Origin of the sequence: Acinetobacter sp. UC24323, assembly GCF_024151445.1 — a bacterium.
GTDB lineage: Bacteria > Pseudomonadota > Gammaproteobacteria > Pseudomonadales > Moraxellaceae > Acinetobacter > Acinetobacter baumannii.
Genome location: NZ_JAHIBY010000019.1, coordinates 16,812 through 35,327 on the forward strand (window position 1 = coordinate 16,812; position 18,516 = coordinate 35,327).

Sequence of the window (18,516 nt, forward strand, 5' to 3'; positions counted from 1 at the left end):
TTCAAATTGAAACCCGTTTTTTTAGTTTAATTATTTTTTAAACCTGTTTTGGCTCTATATTTTCCATAAATTTATTCGAGATGAATAAACGTAACGTATAGACAATACCCATCGCAAACACGCTATATCCCACGTTATTACAAATAAACGGAATACATAAAATAATGAGTGCAGTAATAGGATAAAACCATTTAGTAATTCCAGATAAGCACTGAAACTCATAAAGTATCCATATGCAACTGGTATAAAGCACCACACTCACCGCGACAATTACACCTATGTATAAATCAGAAATATGGGCATGGTGCGTGGTGACATCCACGGCGGCGGCAAGCGCAGCACCTACCGCAGCAATACTCACAAAAACAAAATAATGGCCATATCCCCAAACAAACGGACGTACACCTTTAACATGATGATGCTGTTCACTGCGGTCAAAGTAAGCCCACCACATTGCAAACATCAACATTAATCCGCCAATCATTAAAAAAACAGCCGGAATATTAATAGATTGAGCCGCAAGCGCATCACGAATGGCATTAAAGCTACCTACGATGGATTCCCCTAAAACGATAATAGTAAGAAGGGCATAGCGCTCTACAATATGATGAGGATGCCACGGCGTAGGCGAATATTTTTCTGCATAGATAGGAACAAATAACTCGACCACAACCAGAAGTAAAAATAAAGGAATTGAAAGGGCATGAGCAAAGTTAGCAACAAGCCAGCCAATTTGTACCAATACGATACCTATGGCATAGCGATACGCTGTAATTCGCCGTTCAGGGTCATGTTTTGCTGCTCTCAGCCACTGGGTGACTAAAGCTAAACGCATAATCACATAGCCGACAATAATGATGTCAAAATCCTGACTATGGAACACATCAGGAATACCTGCGGCCATGACCAATGACCCTACAATCTGTACAAAGGTAAGACACCGATACAATGCATCGTCATTATCGTAAGCCGAAGCAAACCATGAAAAATTCATCCATGCCCACCACAGCGCAAAAAATACCATCAGATAACTTGGTAATGCATGCCATAGATGATTTTCAATAATTGCATGATGTAGCTGCTGACCTGCTGTTGCAATCGCGACCACAAAAATTAAATCGAATAATAATTCGAGGGGAGTTGCTGCTCTATGCGGCTGTTCTGGATCTCTTGGAGATAGGGGCCTCAAACTTAATTTTTTCTGTTTTTCTTGAGTAGTCATAAAATAACGTTCTCGAATAAAGTGCCAACACGTTAACACTTTAATATTAATGCCCCGAACACGCATTAAAAATTATCTAGCCTTACTGTCTATTATTTACTCACAAATAAACTATATTTCATTTTTGTGACAATTCTTTATCAAGACCTTAAGCTTAATTCTTTATCATAGCTCACGTTTTTGTTCTTGTTTGGAATATGAATGTCTTTAGAAACACTCAACCTTAGCTTATTCCATGTCATTAATGGGGCTCAGGATGCGAGTCAATTTATCATTCGTCTTGCTATCTTTTTTGCTAATGATCTCCTCTATATTCTTTTATTCATACTTACATTTTTATGGTTTTATGGCGATCAAGATTTAAAAAATAGGGTCATTAAATCTGTCTTTCTAACCTGTGTATCGCTTTTAGTCGGTTACGTTATTTCTCTGTTTTACCATCACCCAAGACCGTTTGTGATGGGTGTGGGCACCACCTTTATTGAACATGCGCCAACAGCGTCTTTTCCAAGTAATCATATGCTAATTTTTAGCACCATTGCCCTGTCTTATTTATTTGCTCAGCGCAAAATGATTGGAATTATTCTTTTATTTTTGTCATTTGTGGTGGCGTGGTCACGTATTTATTTAGGTGTGCATTTCCCTTTAGATATGTTGGGTGCTTTTATTGTCGCGTTACTAGTCAACACAGCCGGTTATTACTTCTGGAATGTTTATGGTACGCCTTTAACTGCATTCTTTATTCACCTTTACCAGATTATATGCAAACCGCTTTTAGACCGTGGTTTGATTAAATAACCTCTAGAGCTTTTATGTAGTAAAACCACCACATGAAGTTCAGTTGCGTAATACAAAAAAATCTGCCATTCTATGTGGACTTGGATATGTTTTATCCAAAACAGAATTTAGTTTGACAAGGGGAGTAGCCTCCTCCAAACATAACAGCAATGTTATGTGTCAGATATCGTCAATACACTTTTATTAAAAAGTCGGTATCTGAGCATCGTGAAATTCATGGTGTAGGCAAGACCTTGATCATGTTGATACAGATGTTTAATTCATCTGGCAACTGGTCGAGGTTTTTTTATGCCCAATTGCCGGATGTATGGAGGATTTATGGAAACAATCGGCAATTTATGGCTGTACGTAGCATTCTTTGGCATAGTCATTGTCATGCTTCTGATTGACTTTTTAGGCTTTAAGCAAAAACAAGGTCAAGATGTCTCAATTAAGCAAGCTGCTTACTGGAGTGTGGCGTGGGTAAGCGTCGCAGCCTTATTTGGTGGTGGTTTATGGCTTTACTTACAACAAACAGTTGGGGTGACCTTAGCTAACCAAAAAACCATGGAATACTTTGCAGGTTACTTACTCGAAAAGTCCCTCGCAATTGACAACGTTTTCGTCTGGTTAATGATTTTCGCAGCGTTTGCTATACCGGCTGCGCTACAACGTAAAATTTTGCTCTACGGCGTATTAGGCGCAATCGTACTGCGTACCCTGTTTATTTTTATTGGTGCATGGTTCGTTCAAGAGTTTTCTTGGGTACTTTATATCTTCGGCGCGTTCTTGGTATATACAGGCTTTAAGTTCTTAAAAGGCCAAGAAGAAGAAACCAACATTGAAGATATCAAGCTTTTAAAATGGTTACGTAACCATATGCGTATTACACCACAGCTTGAAGGTGACAAATTCTTTGTACGTCAAAACGGTTTATTGTGGGCAACGCCGTTATTTCTAGTTTTGATTTTGGTTGAAGCTTCAGACGTGATTTTCGCAGTAGATTCTATTCCTGCTATTTTCGCGGTAACTAGCGACCCGTTTATTGTTTTAACGGCGAACTTAATGGCAATTTTAGGTTTACGCGCAATGTTCTTTTTACTTGCTGGCGCTGCGACTAAATTGCATTACTTACCATACGGCTTAGGCATCATCTTATTGTTCATTGGTGCGAAAATGTTGTTGCTTGATGTATTCCACATGCCAATCTGGATCTCGTTAAGCTTTATCGTAATAGTGTTAGCAATCACTGCTTACCTTTCTCTACGACACAACAAAAAGCAATTGCAGTCCTAATTCATCACAACAAGGCATCTACATGTAAGATGCCTTGTTATCTAAATCTTCAAAAGAGACTGTACTTTAAAAAAACAGGTTAATATCATATGCCAACTTAAATTTATCTTTCCTAATCAGAAACATAATAGATAACAGCTAATCGGTATTTTATGCCGAATATATTTATTAAAATGTGTGGAGTCTCATGCGTTCTAAAAAAATTAATCTTGTCGTTGTCCCGTTATTACTCACGGCATGTAGCCATAATGATGGTCCTTTGGTACAAGACGTATATAACAACCAATATGACTGTGCTCGCGACTGGAATAATGAAACATGTAAACAAGAAAATAGCTCAAGTGGACATGGTTCTAGCTATGTCGGTAGCCGCTATTTAGGGCCTGCGTATTATCAAAATAATCGGGAAGTTTCTTATCACGGAAATACCTTACATCCTTACAGCAATTTGAGTGTAGGTCGCCCCATTATTTCAAGTACGGCGAAAAGCGCGTCTTCCTCATCCCCAATACGTGGGGGGTTTGGTCGTAGCGGTTTCTCTTTCGGCGGCTAAGTCTTTAGGCATTCACTTAATATGAAAAGAAAAATATTTACTCCACGACCAGACTGGCAAGTGGAGCATCAAAATATTGGTTTTGATTATTTTAATTTACCTTCTCTCGATGGCTCAATTTACTGGTCTGAAGGGGTTGCGTATGAGTTTACCCTTAAACAGATTGAACAACTCGAAGATGCGGCAAATGAACTGCATCAGATGTGTTTATCGGTAGTAGGAGACCTCATTCAACGAGGAAACTATCCTGCTTACTTTCAAATTCCAGAAACAGCCATAAACCATATTGAACATTCATGGAAACAAAATGCTCCGATGCTGTATGGCCGCTTTGATTTCGCTTACGATGGGCGAAATATCAAAATGCTGGAATATAACGCCGACACACCGACTGGCTTACTTGAAGCTTCTGTCGCACAGTGGCTGTGGATAGAACAAGTCTCGGGCATTGCAAACCGAGACCAGTTCAATAGTATTCATGAAGACCTGATTAAACGCTGGAAGACAATTTTACCGCGTGGTAGCCATGTGCATTTTGCTGCCTGTCAGGAAGCAGGAAGGGAAGACTGGGGCAATCTCGAGTATTTGATGGATACCGCTTACCAAGCTCATCTACAAGTTTCCGAGCTTTCTATGGAGAACATAGGCTGGAACGGGCAAGATTTTGTTGATCTCCATAACCAGCCCATTCAAAACATATTTAAACTTTATCCATGGGAATGGATCTGGGAAGAAGCATTTTCTCAATATATCCACCCACAAACACAGTGGATTGAACCTTGCTGGAAAATGCTACTTTCAAATAAAGCGATTCTGGTTGAGCTTTGGAAGTGTTATCCCAATCATCCATTATTGGTCGAAACCCATACCTATGACCCGCAACAAAGTTTGTCTGGCAAATGGGTGAAAAAGCCGATTTTGGCAAGGGAAGGGGCCAATATTCGGGTTTTACAAGACGGCCATGACCAAGGCGCGGCTTCTGGTAGCTTTTATTTTGATGACTATGACAAATATGGGTATGTCGTACAGAAATGGGTAGACACCCCATTATTTTCAGGACAACTACCTACTCTTGGTTTATGGATGGTTGGACATCAATGTGCAGGCATGTCTATTCGTGAAGATTGTTATGACATCATTGGTAATGATGCCCACTTTGCAGCACATTATTTTGTCGAGTAATAAGCGAATAGAGATTTAAAAAAGCACTGTTTAGGTGCTTTTTTATTGTGCCTTCGACGCAGTCAATCAGTGCATTTTAAATATATAGCGAATAATCAATGTTAGCTTTTAAAGCTAAATTAGAACAAAAATTCAAAAATATAATGATTTAACTCTATGTATTTTAATTTTTTTATTCTGGTTTACTTTCTTAAAATTTAATATTGGCAAGCTCTTTGCATCTCCTAAAAAGAAAAAAGCCTAGATTTTAGGGGCTCGTCAGAGCCCTAATTTTTTTAAGGAGTAATGCAATGAATGCTATTCCAACTTTAACGCCACTTTCTCTACCATGTAATAGCAGTTTTGATGCAAAAGATTGGGAAATTTTATCGAGCCATTGGTATCCGGTTGCGCGTATTCAAGATGTCTCTAATGCGCCTCAAAGAGTCACACTACTAGACGTCAATATGGCGTTATACAAAACAGAAAGTGGAGAAATTCATCTGGTTCGAGATATTTGCCCACATCGTGGCGTGCCTTTAACCAAAGGTTGGGTCGATGGTGAGGAGATTGTGTGTCCTTATCACGGTCTACGCTATAACACTGAAGGGAAATGTACTCAAATACCAGCTCAGCCCGAACTAACTAAAATTTCTGATCGTTTTTCTCTGACCAAATTTCCGGTTGTGCAAAGATATGGCCTCATTTGGACCAGTATTCATGGTCGTGATATTGCTAAAGCCAATATTCCTGTATTAGATACTTGGGATGATGCAGAGCATCAAGCGATTTTGCCACCTTTTGTGGATATTGGTGGTTCTAGTGGTCGTCAGCTTGAAGGGTTTATTGATGTCGCTCATTTTGCATGGGTGCATCACAACGCCTTTGCGAATCGTGATGATCCTATCGTCCCTAAATATCACACTGAACGTACCAACTATGGCTTAAAAACGGTCTATATCAGCAATGTCAGTAATTATCCACATGAACTGAAACATCTCGAACCAGAAGGCTTTTTATGGAAGCGTACTTTTGAGGTTTATCCGCCATTTTCTGCCGTGCTTACTGTCGATTTTCCAGAAGGTGGGATCTTAAAAATTTTAAATGCCTGTTGTCCTATCTCAAGTAATAAAACCCGCTTATTTGTTCCACTCACACGTAACTTTGACCAAACAGGTGATTTAGAAAAGGTATATGCATTTAATGCGCAAATTTTTGCCGAAGACCAAGATATGGTCGAATCACAAAAGCCAGAAGAACTACCGCTTGATCTAATGATGGAAGCACATTTTGAAGCAGACCGTTCATCAACGACTTATCGAAGGATTTTGGCTGAATGGGGACTAAGTAAACGTTATACCGTTTAAATCTTGGCTAACTGGGGTACAATCAATCGAAAAAAGTGAAAATATATAGGCTTTCCATGTCATTGATCGCAAATACCACCGTTGTGCGTGGTCGTTTTTTAGATATTCAACAAACTGTCTCTGAGCCAACTGATATTCCAAATCAAGTACGTTATTTGGAAGATGGTGTATTGATTAGTGAACATGGAAAAATCAAATGGTTTGGTGCATGGGCAGACGCTCAACAACATCTACCTGCTGGAGTTGAGGTTCAACATTATCCAGAACAATTGATTGTACCTGGCTTTATTGATACCCATATTCACTTTCCGCAAACCGAAATGGTGGGAGCTTACGGCGAGCAACTTTTAAGCTGGCTTAATACTTATACTTTCCCAACTGAAATCCAGTTTCAAGACAAAACATATGCAAACGAAATTGCCCAGTTCTTTGTTCAGGAACTCTTAAAACACGGTACAACCACGGCCCTCGTTTTCTGTACAGTTCATCCCAAATCTGTAGATGCCTTATTTGAAGCCGCAGAGCGCGTTCAGATGCGTTTAATTGCCGGCAAGGTACTTATGGACCGTAATGCGCCTGAAGCGTTGTGTGACACGCCAGAAACGGCTTACAGCGACACTAAAGCGCTCATTGAAAAATGGCATGGTAAAGGCCGTGCTCTGTATGCAATTACGCCACGATTTGCGCCGACTTCTACGCCTGAGCAATTAGAAAGAGCAGGGCAATTAAAACAAGAATTTCCGGATGTGTATGTCCATACGCATTTAAGTGAAAACAAAGATGAAATTGCTTGGGTGAAATCTTTATTCCCGGAACAAGCAGGCTATTTAGATGTTTATCAACATTATGGCCTGACTGGTAAGCGTTCTGTGTTTGCGCATTGCGTTCACTTAGAAGATGAAGAATGGCAATGTATGAATGATACACAATCGGCTATCGCATTTTGCCCAACTTCAAACCTGTTCTTAGGCAGTGGTTTATTTCCATTGAAAAAAACTTGGGAAAAACAAGTGAAAGTAGGCTTAGGGACAGATATTGGAGCTGGCACATCGTTTAGCTTACTGCAAACTGTTAACGAGGCTTATAAGGTTCAGCAGTTACAAGGTGATAAACTCTCAGCTTATGAAGCGCTTTATCATGCAACCCTAGGCGGAGCAAAAGCACTCGATTTGCAGGATCAGTTAGGCAACTTCAACGTCGGTAAAGAAGCAGACTTTGTGGTACTAAACTTAAAGCCAACAGCATTACAGGAACTTCGCCAGTCTAAATCTAAATCTGTTGAAGATTCACTGTTTGCATTATTCACTTTAGGTGATGACCGTAATATTGAGGCGACTTATATTTATGGAAACCGTGCTTATCAAAAAGAAACAGCCAAATAAAAAAGGTATTGTTAAGTTTTTGTTATTATTTGGAATATGTGCTATTGCGTTAAAGCGTGATCGACATATTCCGCAAAATGATAAAATTTCACAGCCATCAAAGGGTGCATGAAACGTCATTTTGCTTTAAAATTTTACCATTAACTCAGATTTTCGAGGTGTTGCTGGTCAACACCTTTTTTATTTTTTCTTTTATATCTTGTAGGAATCTGCCATGACTGTTGCAATGAGCATCATGATTTCAACCGAAGAAATTCAAGCAAAAGTCAAAGAGCTCGGCGAGCAAATCAATTCTCACTATGCAAATAGTGACAAAGAATTGGTTCTGATTGGTCTACTTCGTGGTTCTGTTATTTTCATGGCAGACTTATGCCGTACGATTACCAAACCACATGAACTCGACTTTATGACAGTGTCTAGCTATGGCGGCGGTACCACTTCAAGTCGAGACGTTAAAATCTTAAAAGATCTTGATGGTGAAATTCGTGGTAAAGACGTGCTTGTGGTTGAAGATATTATTGACTCAGGCAACACCTTAAGCAAAGTCGTGGAAATGTTGCAAACTCGCGAACCAAATTCAATTCAATTGTGCACATTAGTGAGTAAACCATCTCGCCGTGAAATTGATTTAGAAGTTAAATTTTTAGGTTTCGAAGTTGAAGATAAATTCATTGTTGGTTATGGCTTAGACTACGACCAGAAATATCGTCACTTACCATTTATTGGTGAGATTGGCCTATAAATTTTATAAAAATGGCACCGTAAGGTGCTATTTTTTTATATAAAGGCTGAGCTTTGAACAAAAAAGACACAAAAAGTCGCAATCTGCTACAGACAAAACAGATCACTCTACCGCACGATAGAATATGAAGCAAAATCATTAACTTCATCAAAAAAACAACTGGAGAACAAATATGTGGTCACTTATTGTTGCTATTGTGGTTGGTTTCTTCGCTGGCTTAATCGCTCGTGCTTTACACCCAGGTGATGATAAAGCAGGTTTTATTGTTACTACTTTAATTGGTATTGCAGGTTCACTTCTAGCCACTTATGGCGGTCGCTTACTTGGTCTTTATGGAGAAAATTCAGCGGCGGGCTTTATTGCTTCTGTCATTGGTGCCGTCATTATTCTCTTTATCTATAACCTAATTGCACGAAAAAGCTAAGTAGTAAATTTAATTTTAAAAAAGCACCGAAAGGTGCTTTTTTTAAGTCATTTTATAAACCTAACTCTTTCCAAACTGCCTGAATTTCTTCAGCAGAGCGCGCTCCGACGAGTTTAAATCCGTTAGCAAAAATGAGAGTAGGCGTGCCATTAAAACCTAATTTTTTCCCTAATTCCAAGTTACGGTCAATCGGGTTTGTACAGCTCGCAACCATTGGTTTAACACCTTGCTCAATTAATTTTTTCCATGAATATGATTGATTCGGTGCACACCAAACTTGTCTAGAAACCACAATAGACTGAGGTTTTAAAGGATAGATAAAAGTGTAAATAGTGACATCTTTAAGCTTGTCGAGTTCAGGTTCAAGCTGCTTACAATAAGGGCAATTTGGATCAGAAAATACTGCTAAAACATGCTGACCATTACCTTTGACTGTTTTAATAGCATCTTTTAAAGGCAACTGTTTCCAATCAATTGAGTTCTGTCCTAAAACCAGATCTTTAGTTAAGTTCTTTTGGTCTTTTAACCGAATCATAGAGCCTACAAACATGTGCTGCCCATCTTCACCAAGATAAATAATTTGCTGGTCCAGATTAGCACTATATAGTCCGGGCATTTCGGTTTTCTGAATATTACTAATTTTCAAATTAGGATATTGTTTTTTAATATTTTCCTGAACAGTATCTACATTAGCGAAACTCAAACTTGTAGTTAAACTAAATAACGCCAATATTCCTAATTTTTTAATCATAAAACCGACTCGGAGGCAGGAGAGAAGAACATTTTAATCAGTTCCGTTAGTGAAAACAGAACTGATTACCGAGTTATAACCAAACTTCTACTCAGTTATGCCAATGTTTCACGTGGAACATAAACAGGTTTTAAGGTATTAATTTCTACTGAAATATGCACAATTTCATCATGAATCGATAAAGCATCACGAATCTGGTCTGCATTTAAAGAGATATCGTCAGTTTCAAGTGCCAAAATACAAGAAAATTTACCTTTTGCGACTTTCCAGACATGAATATCTGTAATTTCCACATGTTTCGGAAATTCAGCTATTACTTCCCGAATTTCATCAACTACAGGATGGTCCATTTCAGCATCTAGAAGGGTTTTACCTGTTTCTTTCATTAAGCCAAAAGACCACTTTGCAACTAAAATAGCCCCTAAAATTCCTAAAAGTGCATCTAAAAAATCCCATCCAAAATATTTACCTGCGAAAAGCGCTATAATTGCAAAAACAGAAGTCACTGCATCTGCAACCACATGTAAAAATGCAGCTTTTTGGTTTAAATCATGGTGATGATGCCCATGCTCATGATGGTGATGGTGATGGTGATGGTGATGGTGACCATCATCATGAAGTAACCATGCGCAAATCAAGTTAATAACTAAACCTAAAATTGCAATTGGAATCGCTTCATTATAAAAAATTTCAACTGGGTTAAATAAACGTTGAATTGACTGAAACGCCATAAAAATAGCCACAACCATCAGCAAAATTGCGCTGCTATAGCCAGCTAAAATCTCAATTTTCCAAGTTCCAAAGCTAAAACGATGATCATTGGAATAATGACGGGCTGCACGATAGGCAAAGTAGGCTAAACCAAGGGCCAACATATGTGAACTCATATGCCAACCGTCGGCCAGTAGTGCCATTGAATTGAAGAACCATCCACCAAATACTTCCAGTACCATCATGGTCGCCGTTAAAATGGTTGCAATCAAAATACGTTTTTGTGCAAGTGGATTTCCTTCATCAAACTGATGTTGATGATGACGTGATACACTATAATCCTGCATAAAATTTAAACCCAATATACTCCCTACCAGTATATTAAATTGTACAAGAGAAAACAGATGAGTCACATTGGTCAGGATAAAAAAATTGTTAATCGTGTAAAACGACTAAAAGGGCAAATCAACAGCATTGAAAATGCGATAGAACAACCAGAATCTTCATGTATAGATATTTTGCAGCAAGTTGCAGCCATAAAAGGTGCAATAAACGGTTTGATGAGTGAATTAATGGAACAGCACTTACATCATCACGTACTTAAAGGCGCAGAAGTCGATCAAAATGAGCTAGATGAATTTTTAAAAGTTTTAAAAAGATACGGCTGAGAAAAGTACTGGATGACATAGCACTCTACATCATCCAGTTTTTTATTATTTTCCGATACAGAACGAACCAAAGATTTTGCCTAAAAGGTCATCGGCACTAAAGTCACCCGTAATTTCACCTAAAGCATTTTGAGCAAGACGTAGTGATTCAGCAACGAGCTCACCAGCGTTAAATACAACAAGTTGCTCACGTGCCTCTGCCAAATAGAGCTGAGTGCGCTTCATTGCGTCTAAATGACGTGTTCTCGCAATAAATGTATCTTCCTCAGGGTGAAATCCTGCATGCGCTGTAATCGCATCTACGAGGCCTTGTACACCCATCTCTTGTTTTGCTGAAACTGTGATATGACGGAACCCTTGATAATCGCTTATTTCGGCAGGTTGACCAGTTAAATCACATTTATTGCCAATTAACATGAGACGACGCGGTTCAATATGTTCGGCAAAGTATTCTTGAGCCATTTTTAAAGGGTCATCACCTTGATTTAAATCGTAGACCAATAACAACAAATCGGCCTGCTCAATTTCTTTGATTGCACGACGAATGCCTTCTTTCTCGACTACATCTCCCGTTTCACGAAGACCCGCAGTATCCGTTAAGGTGATTGGTAAACCATTTAAGCTAATTTTTTCATGTAAAACATCACGAGTTGTACCAGCAATATCAGTCACAATTGCACGCTCAACACCAGCAAGTGCATTTAACAAGCTCGACTTACCCGCGTTTGGTTTACCCGCAATAACAACCTGTAGACCTTCACGGAGTAATTGCCCTTGTCGTGCAGAGGTTTGAACGGCATGTACAGATTGTTGAACATCTTCCAACAAAGCTAAAATTTTGCCATCAGCCAAAAAATCAATTTCTTCTTCTGGAAAATCAATCGCAGCTTCTACGTGCAGACGTAAATGAATCAGTTTTTCTAAAACTGTATTAATTTTTGTTGAAAAAGCGCCTTGTAAAGAACGGACTGCCGAACGAGCCGCAGCTTGAGAGGTCGCATCAATCAAATCGGCAATTGCTTCAGCTTGTACCAAGTCCATTTTGCCATTTTCAAAAGCTCGCATGGAGAATTCCCCAGCTTTTGCAGCAATTGCCCCAAGCTCAAATAAACGGCCAAGTAAGGCATTTTGAATGACAGGACCACCGTGGCCTTGAAGTTCTACAACATCTTCACCGGTAAAAGAATGTGGATTTGGAAAGCACAAGACAATGCCTTCATCCATAATACTTCCATCAGCATCATAAAACTTACGGAAACCCGCCATCCGAGCTTCAGGTAAGTTTTTTTGCGTCAGTTTTTGAGCAATATCATAGGCCTTAGGTCCCGATAAGCGAATCACGCCCACTCCACCACGCCCTGGTGGCGTTGCAATTGCGGCAATTGTGGTTTGACTATGCATATTATTCACCTAAAAACCTAAAATACAGCCAAAGAAAAATCCGCCTAAGATTACCATCTTAAGCGGATTGATTCAGCAAAAGTTCAAGGATTAAGATGTCGATTCAGCTTTACTGATACGACTTTTCTCAACACTCTTGTTAATAAACCATTGCTGTAAGATTGTAATACTGTTGTTCACAATCCAGTACAACACAAGACCCGCAGGGAAGAACAACATAAATACCGTAAACATAATCGGCATAATGCGGAATACTTTCGCCTGCATTGGATCAGCTGGTTGCGGGTTCAACATTTGCTGAGCAAACATTGTCGCACCCATAATTAATGGCAAGATGAACCATGGGTCCATCGCAGACAAGTCTTGAATCCAGCCTAACCACGGTGCATGACGTAATTCCACACTTTCCATGAGTACCCAGTACAAAGCAAGGAAAATTGGCATTTGTAGCAATAACGGTAAACAACCAGAAAGCGGGTTAACTTGTTCACGTTTGTAAAGCGCCATCATTTCTTGCGAGAAGCGCATACGGTCTTCACCGAATTCTTCTTTCATGCGTTGCATTTCTGGTGCAATCACACGCATTTTCGCCATAGAACGATAACTTTTTGAAGATAAAGGCCATAAAATCATCTTCACCATAATGGTAAGTAAGATAATTGACCATCCCCAGTTGCCTACAATGCTATGGAAGAATTGAAGACCTAGGAACAATAACTTCGCAATTGGCCATAACCAACCATAGTCAACAGTCTGGTTTAAACCTACCGCTAAATCTTTTAATTCAGATTGTACTTTTGGACCTGAATAAAGCTTCGCATCGACTTCCATTGAAGTACCCGCCGGAACATTAATTACTGGCGAAGTAAAGCCAATAATATTCATATGATCCGCAGACTGACGAGATTCAAGTTTAGCGACATAAGGCTGACCATTTGCTTGAGTCAGTTTAAGGTTTCCTGGAATCCAAGCACTTACAAAGTAGTGCTGAACCATTGCAACCCAACCGCCTTTAGCTTCGGTATTGAGTTTTTCTTCAGAGAAATTCGCAAACTTAAGTTTGTTGTAGTGAGCATCCGGAGTACCCCATGCACCACCTAAGAACGTACCTAAAGTGAAAATACCCTGAGAAGACTTACCTGGATCTTCCGAATTATCACGTTTCAACTGTCCAAACATCTGACCTTGCCAGTTTTGTTGGCTACGGTTAACAACTTGATGTTTGACAACAATTGGATATTGACCTTGAGTAAATGTAAAAGTTTTAATAATTTCAACGCCTTCTGGTGTCTTAAACACCATAGGAACTGTTAAAACTTTCTCAGAATGTCCACTTTGATCTTGTACCCCTTTAGCATCAGCTAAAGTATATGATGTTTTTTCAACAGCATATAATGGGCGACCACCACGACTGCTATCTGGTCCATTCAAACCAATTAAGCCAGACTGAGCAACATAAGTACGCTTGGCATCATTTTCAAGCATAACAAATGGTTGATTACTGTCTTTGCTCTTGTCGTGAGAGAGTAATTCAATACGAACAATATCACCACCTTTTGGATTGATCCAAAGATGATAAAGGTCAGTTTGTACTGAAATAAGCTGTTGATTCACAGGTGCAGTTGCATCTGTGGTTTGTGACTGCGCAATATTTGCTTGTGGCACATCGGAAGCCACTGTTGCAGTTTTAGCATTTGGCAAATCAGCAGATACTTCATGTGAACTTACAGCCGCCGCTTGTTGTTGCGGTGCAGTTGCAGCATTTCCATAATCTTTTTGCCAAGCCAAAATGAGCAAATATGCGGTGACAAACATGGCCCCGAGAATTGCAAACCTGGCCCATTGTTGCATATCTATTACCCCAAATGGTTAGAGAGATTTTGCTTCATTAAACGATCACGAAAGGGTACAGCAACATGATGCGTTTGAGAATCTATTTGATGAAACGAAATAAAACGAATTGCTTTAGGCGGTACCGGATCGTATCCAGAGCCTCCCCACGGATGACAACGACAAATACGTTTAGAAGATAACCAAACGCCTTTGATTGCACCATGAGTTTGTAATGCTTCTAGCGCATATTGGGAACAAGTTGGGATATAACGACAACGGGGTCCAAGAAGCGGACTAATCGCAATTTGATACAGTCGAATGAACCAACGCAAAATACGAACCATTGGTCATCTCTTAATTCTGCGAGGTTGGGACAACTTTAGAATGTTTTTTCGCTAAGCGTTGTAATTTTTGCCAAGCAAAATCTAATTGTTGATATAGCTCAGCATTCGTAATCGTTTCTATACCAACTTTAGGCATCACAACAACATCTATGTCTGACCCAAATTTCGGCTGATGTAGACGAAAGCTCTCACGAGCAAGACGTTTTATTCGATTTCTTTCATGCGCACGACGCACTTTTTTCTTAGCAACAACAATACCCAAACGGCTGTTAGGCTGTTCGGTTAATTTTGCAAGAAATAAAAAATGGGGTTGATGCACTTTAAAAAGCGCACCATCAAATACACTTTTATAATCTGCAGCACAGCGTATACGAAGATCTGTGCTAAAACTGTAAAGTGCCATCACACCCAAGTCTGGTCAGCGTAACAGTATTAAACAGTTAAGCTATGACGACCTTTTGCACGACGACGAGCTAATACTTGACGACCAGCTTTAGTTGCCATACGAGCACGGAAACCATGAACGCGTTTACGCTTTAATTCAGATGGTTGGAAAGTACGTTTCATATCGAAACTCCCAAAAATGATCTTTCTATAAAGGTCCGCGATTTTATTGTGCAATGTTTACGCTGTCAATGAAAAACCGTGAAAGTTTTGTATTTAAGTCAAATTTTTAACTTTTTATCTTCTCTTTATATTTAGCCTATTTTTCTTATTTAAAAGTTATGCACAAAGTAATTGTTTATTTTTATTAAGACTTTTAAGATATACACTTCTTATTTACATACTTATCAACAAACCTTGATGTGAAGTTGGTTTTGATTTGGTATATTTGAATTTAAATTCATATTTTTTAGTTATCCACAATTTGGATCAGCCCTATTAAATAAATTCAAATTTTAAAATTTAAATTTATTCTTATTAGTGTGGACTTTTCTTGTGGATTTCACAGTTTTAAATTTAAAAAACATATATTTGAACTGTTGATAACTCTGTTTTTATTGTCTTTATGGATTGTGGATAAGTTTATGTGATAATTTATCCACAGGATGTGCAAAAAGTTATTCACAATTGGTTTCGAATTTAAAATTTATTCACAAGAGATTTCTTTTTAGGCAAAATCAAACGAAATCGTCATGACAGATGTGGATAACTTGGGTAGAATGGCGACCCCTTCTCATCAGGAAGGGTTAATCTTTAAATGATTTGAATTTAAAACGCAGACATAGGGGATACACATGCTTTGGACAGACTGCTTAACTCGCTTGCGACAAGAGCTCTCTGATAACGTCTTTGCGATGTGGATTCGCCCTTTAGTAGCTGAAGAAGTAGAGGGGATACTACGTCTCTATGCTCCTAATCCTTATTGGACGCGTTATATTCAAGAGAATCATTTAGAGTTAATTTCTATATTGGCTGAACAATTGTCAGAAGGGCGGGTGCGTCAGGTTGAAATCTTGGTAGATTCTCGTCCTGGTAGTATTTTGTCCTCTAGTGAACAGCCTGCAACAACTACAGCAGCTTTACAAACTGCCCCTATACCTCAACCTGCTAAGGTTAAAAGAGAACCGGAACCTGTTGCTAATACTGCAGTTAGTTCTAAGAGTTCAAAAAAGAAACTATTAAATCCACAATTTACTTTTTCACTATTTGTTGAAGGCCGTTCTAACCAAATGGCAGCAGAAACCTGTAGAAAAGTATTAACACAGTTAGGTGCTTCTCAACATAACCCTTTGTTTTTATATGGTCCGACAGGTCTAGGTAAGACTCACTTAATGCAAGCAGTTGGTAATGCCCTACTGCAAGCGAAGCCGAATGCAAGAGTCATGTATATGACTTCAGAAAGTTTTGTACAAGATTTTGTGAGCTCATTACAAAAAGGAAAGGTAGAAGAGTTTAAGAAAAATTGCCGTTCTTTAGACTTGTTATTAGTAGATGATATTCATCTTTTGGCAGGAAAAGAAGCAAGCCTCGTTGAATTCTTCTATACATTTAATGCCTTACTTGATGAATCTAAACAAATTATTTTAACGTCTGATCGATATCCTAAAGAATTAACAGAACTTGATCCTCGATTGGTTTCTCGTTTTTCTTGGGGACTGTCAGTAGGTGTTGAACCACCTGATATTGAAACTCGAATCGAAATTCTGCTTAAAAAAGCTGAAAATAGTGGCGTTGATTTACCTAGAAACTGTGCGTTGTTTATTGCCCAACAAGTCGTAGCGAACGTACGTGAACTTGAGGGCGCACTGAATAAAGTTGTCGCAATTTCACGTTTTAAAGGTGCTCCAATTGACCTTGATGTCGTACGGGAATCTTTAAAAGATGTTTTAGCGATCCGTGCTCGTACAATTAGTGTAGAAAATATCCAGCGTGTAGTGAGTGAATATTTCCGAATTCCATTAAAAGAGCTAGTAGGTCCAAAGCGTACCCGAATTTATGCTCGACCACGTCAGTTGGCGATGGGGCTTGCCCGTGAATTAACGGGAGATAGTTTTCCTGAAATTGGAATGGCTTTTGGTGGGCGTGATCACAGTACAGTGATGCATGCTTGTGAAAAAGTCGTCAGTTTACGGGAAGAAGACCCAATCTTTGATGAAGATTATAAGAACTTATTACGTTTGCTTCAAAGTTAATGAAATAATAAGACGTTGTTGCAAAGTCTACGTAAGTGCAGCATAGTACACAGCTAAAAAATGAAATGTTTGCTCCAAGTTGCTAGAGGAATGAATCGTGCGTTTGAAAATCGCTAAAGAAAGTTTACTCAATGTTTTATCGCATGTGGTCGGTGCGGTAGAACGTCGTCATACCTTGAATATTCTTTCAAACGTCAAAATTCAGACTAATGCTCAAGCGCTCACTATTACGGGTTCCGATTTAGAAGTTGAACTCGTAGCGAGCACCGCTTTATCAGAAGGGGCGTGCCTTGAGGCAGGCGAGACAACTGTTCCTGCTCGTAAATTGATGGAAATTTGTAAATCTTTGCCTACAGCTGCATTGATTGATTTACAAATTACTGAAGATCAAAGATGTATTTTAAAGTCTGGTAATAGCCGTTTTGTGCTAGGTACACTACCGGCTGAAGATTATCCATTGTTAACCACTGAGAATAGCCAAGGTACGCAAGTACAGGTGACTCAACGTGAATTAAAGCGTTTATTTGAAAAAACTGCTTTTGCAATGGCTGTACAAGACGTACGTTTTTACCTCACTGGTACTTTATTAGAAATTGATGAAAATCAATTGCGTGCAGTAACAACTGATGGTCACCGTTTAGCACTTTGTGAAATTTTGGCTTCCTCTACTTCATCTCAGCTGGTACAAGCGATTGTGCCTCGTAAAGCTGTGGGCGAATTGCAACGTTTACTCAGCATTGAAGATGAACAACTCACATTGCTTATTGGACGTGAATTATTAAATGTAACGATTAATACGCCAAGCCGTGATAAAGAACAAGGTGATATTACAGTTCGTTTTACAACTAAATTGATTGATGGGAAATTCCCTGATTATCGCCGTGTTATTCCACGTGGTGGTGATAAACATGTTTTGATTGGTCATGACGTATTTAAACAATCATTACAACGTGTAGCAATTTTAAGTAATGAAAAATTGCGTGGTGTTTTCCTAAACTTCAATCAGGATTCTTTACAGCTTCGTGCAAATAACCCTGAACAAGATGAAGCAATTGAAGATTTAGCGATCCAATATCAAAGTGCCCCATTAGAAATGTCATTTAATGCTCAATACCTACTCGATGTGTTGGGTGTATTAGATGGTGATGATGTAAATATGAGCATGACTGAGGCGAATCAGTCTGTATTGGTTCAAGATCCGGCTCATCCTGACCAGACCTATGTGGTTATGCCGATGCGTGTTTAATC

19 protein-coding genes are annotated in these 18,516 nt (G+C 39.0%); 11 read left to right on the forward strand and 8 right to left on the reverse strand.

The features are described from left to right. Window positions 1-37 precede the first annotated feature (37 nt). Window positions 38-1,288, reverse strand: coding sequence for a low temperature requirement protein A (locus KNQ97_RS18265; protein ID WP_253612575.1), 1,251 nt, complete (start codon window positions 1,286-1,288; stop codon window positions 38-40). Between the two features lie 135 nt (window positions 1,289-1,423). On the opposite strand from KNQ97_RS18265, the gene KNQ97_RS18270 reads away from it, so the two are divergent. The 8 genes from KNQ97_RS18270 (at window position 1,424) to KNQ97_RS18305 (ending at window position 8,924) form a co-directional block, all read left to right on the forward strand. Then, on the forward strand, window positions 1,424-2,020 hold the full coding sequence (locus KNQ97_RS18270; protein ID WP_000051338.1) for an undecaprenyl-diphosphatase: 597 nt from the start codon (window positions 1,424-1,426) through the stop codon (window positions 2,018-2,020). Between the two features lie 318 nt (window positions 2,021-2,338). After that, window positions 2,339-3,295 carry a TerC family protein gene (locus KNQ97_RS18275; RefSeq protein ID WP_000447698.1) on the forward strand — a complete coding sequence of 319 codons (957 nt, stop codon included), beginning with the start codon at window positions 2,339-2,341 and terminating at the stop codon, window positions 3,293-3,295. Window positions 3,296-3,482: 187 nt separating this feature from the next. Further along, on the forward strand, window positions 3,483-3,848 hold the full coding sequence (locus KNQ97_RS18280; RefSeq protein ID WP_001256727.1) for a hypothetical protein: 366 nt from the start codon (window positions 3,483-3,485) through the stop codon (window positions 3,846-3,848). 21 nt (window positions 3,849-3,869) lie between these two features. Continuing rightward, on the forward strand, window positions 3,870-5,030 hold the full coding sequence (locus KNQ97_RS18285; RefSeq protein ID WP_034129585.1) for a glutathionylspermidine synthase family protein: 1,161 nt from the start codon (window positions 3,870-3,872) through the stop codon (window positions 5,028-5,030). 290 nt (window positions 5,031-5,320) lie between these two features. Then, complete coding sequence (locus KNQ97_RS18290; RefSeq protein WP_253612576.1) at window positions 5,321-6,376, forward strand: aromatic ring-hydroxylating dioxygenase subunit alpha; 1,056 nt, start codon at window positions 5,321-5,323, stop codon at window positions 6,374-6,376. 56 nt (window positions 6,377-6,432) lie between these two features. Continuing rightward, window positions 6,433-7,758, forward strand: a complete 1,326-nt coding sequence (guaD, locus tag KNQ97_RS18295; protein ID WP_253612577.1) for a guanine deaminase — start codon at window positions 6,433-6,435, stop codon at window positions 7,756-7,758. Window positions 7,759-7,972: 214 nt separating this feature from the next. Then, window positions 7,973-8,500, forward strand: a complete 528-nt coding sequence (hpt, locus tag KNQ97_RS18300) for a hypoxanthine phosphoribosyltransferase (protein WP_000214980.1) — start codon at window positions 7,973-7,975, stop codon at window positions 8,498-8,500. 172 nt (window positions 8,501-8,672) lie between these two features. Beyond that, the gene (locus KNQ97_RS18305) at window positions 8,673-8,924 is read left to right on the forward strand and encodes a GlsB/YeaQ/YmgE family stress response membrane protein (RefSeq protein ID WP_000269732.1); all 252 of its coding nucleotides are present in this window, start codon (window positions 8,673-8,675) and stop codon (window positions 8,922-8,924) included. A 52-nt stretch (window positions 8,925-8,976) separates the two neighbouring features. On the opposite strand, the gene KNQ97_RS18310 is transcribed toward KNQ97_RS18305, so the two are convergent. Both KNQ97_RS18310 and dmeF read right to left on the reverse strand, forming a co-directional pair. Beyond that, window positions 8,977-9,675 carry a DsbC family protein gene (locus tag KNQ97_RS18310; protein ID WP_253612578.1) on the reverse strand — a complete coding sequence of 233 codons (699 nt, stop codon included), beginning with the start codon at window positions 9,673-9,675 and terminating at the stop codon, window positions 8,977-8,979. A gap of 95 nt (window positions 9,676-9,770) precedes the next feature. Beyond that, window positions 9,771-10,733 (reverse strand): CDF family Co(II)/Ni(II) efflux transporter DmeF, encoded by a 963-nt coding sequence (gene dmeF, locus KNQ97_RS18315; RefSeq protein WP_253612579.1) that lies wholly within the window; start codon window positions 10,731-10,733, stop codon window positions 9,771-9,773. 57 nt (window positions 10,734-10,790) lie between these two features. Here dmeF and KNQ97_RS18320 point away from each other — a divergent pair, with 57 nt between their 5' ends. Further along, window positions 10,791-11,054, forward strand: a complete 264-nt coding sequence (locus tag KNQ97_RS18320; RefSeq protein WP_000018128.1) for a metal/formaldehyde-sensitive transcriptional repressor — start codon at window positions 10,791-10,793, stop codon at window positions 11,052-11,054. Between the two features lie 45 nt (window positions 11,055-11,099). On the opposite strand, the gene mnmE is transcribed toward KNQ97_RS18320, so the two are convergent. The 5 genes from mnmE to rpmH all read right to left on the reverse strand — a co-directional run bounded on the left by mnmE (window position 11,100) and on the right by rpmH (window position 15,199). Then, window positions 11,100-12,455, reverse strand: coding sequence for a tRNA uridine-5-carboxymethylaminomethyl(34) synthesis GTPase MnmE (gene mnmE, locus KNQ97_RS18325; RefSeq protein ID WP_253612580.1), 1,356 nt, complete (start codon window positions 12,453-12,455; stop codon window positions 11,100-11,102). Between the two features lie 90 nt (window positions 12,456-12,545). After that, window positions 12,546-14,306 (reverse strand): membrane protein insertase YidC, encoded by a 1,761-nt coding sequence (gene yidC / locus KNQ97_RS18330; RefSeq protein ID WP_001188090.1) that lies wholly within the window; start codon window positions 14,304-14,306, stop codon window positions 12,546-12,548. Between the two features lie 5 nt (window positions 14,307-14,311). After that, window positions 14,312-14,632, reverse strand: a complete 321-nt coding sequence (gene yidD / locus KNQ97_RS18335) for a membrane protein insertion efficiency factor YidD (protein WP_000251652.1) — start codon at window positions 14,630-14,632, stop codon at window positions 14,312-14,314. A 10-nt stretch (window positions 14,633-14,642) separates the two neighbouring features. Next, window positions 14,643-15,035: a ribonuclease P protein component gene (gene rnpA, locus KNQ97_RS18340; protein ID WP_001240377.1), complete on the reverse strand. Its 393-nt coding sequence runs from the start codon at window positions 15,033-15,035 to the stop codon at window positions 14,643-14,645. 29 nt (window positions 15,036-15,064) lie between these two features. Then, on the reverse strand, window positions 15,065-15,199 hold the full coding sequence (rpmH, locus tag KNQ97_RS18345) for a 50S ribosomal protein L34 (RefSeq protein WP_000831329.1): 135 nt from the start codon (window positions 15,197-15,199) through the stop codon (window positions 15,065-15,067). A gap of 671 nt (window positions 15,200-15,870) precedes the next feature. Between rpmH and dnaA the strand changes: the two genes are divergently transcribed. Continuing rightward, a complete protein-coding gene (dnaA, locus tag KNQ97_RS18350) occupies window positions 15,871-17,268 on the forward strand; it encodes a chromosomal replication initiator protein DnaA (protein WP_000964768.1) in 1,398 nt (465 codons plus the stop codon). A gap of 97 nt (window positions 17,269-17,365) precedes the next feature. After that, entirely contained in the window at window positions 17,366-18,514 is a 1,149-nt protein-coding gene (dnaN, locus tag KNQ97_RS18355; RefSeq protein WP_001237350.1) for a DNA polymerase III subunit beta, read from the forward strand. The last annotated feature ends 2 nt before the right edge of the window (window positions 18,515-18,516 follow it).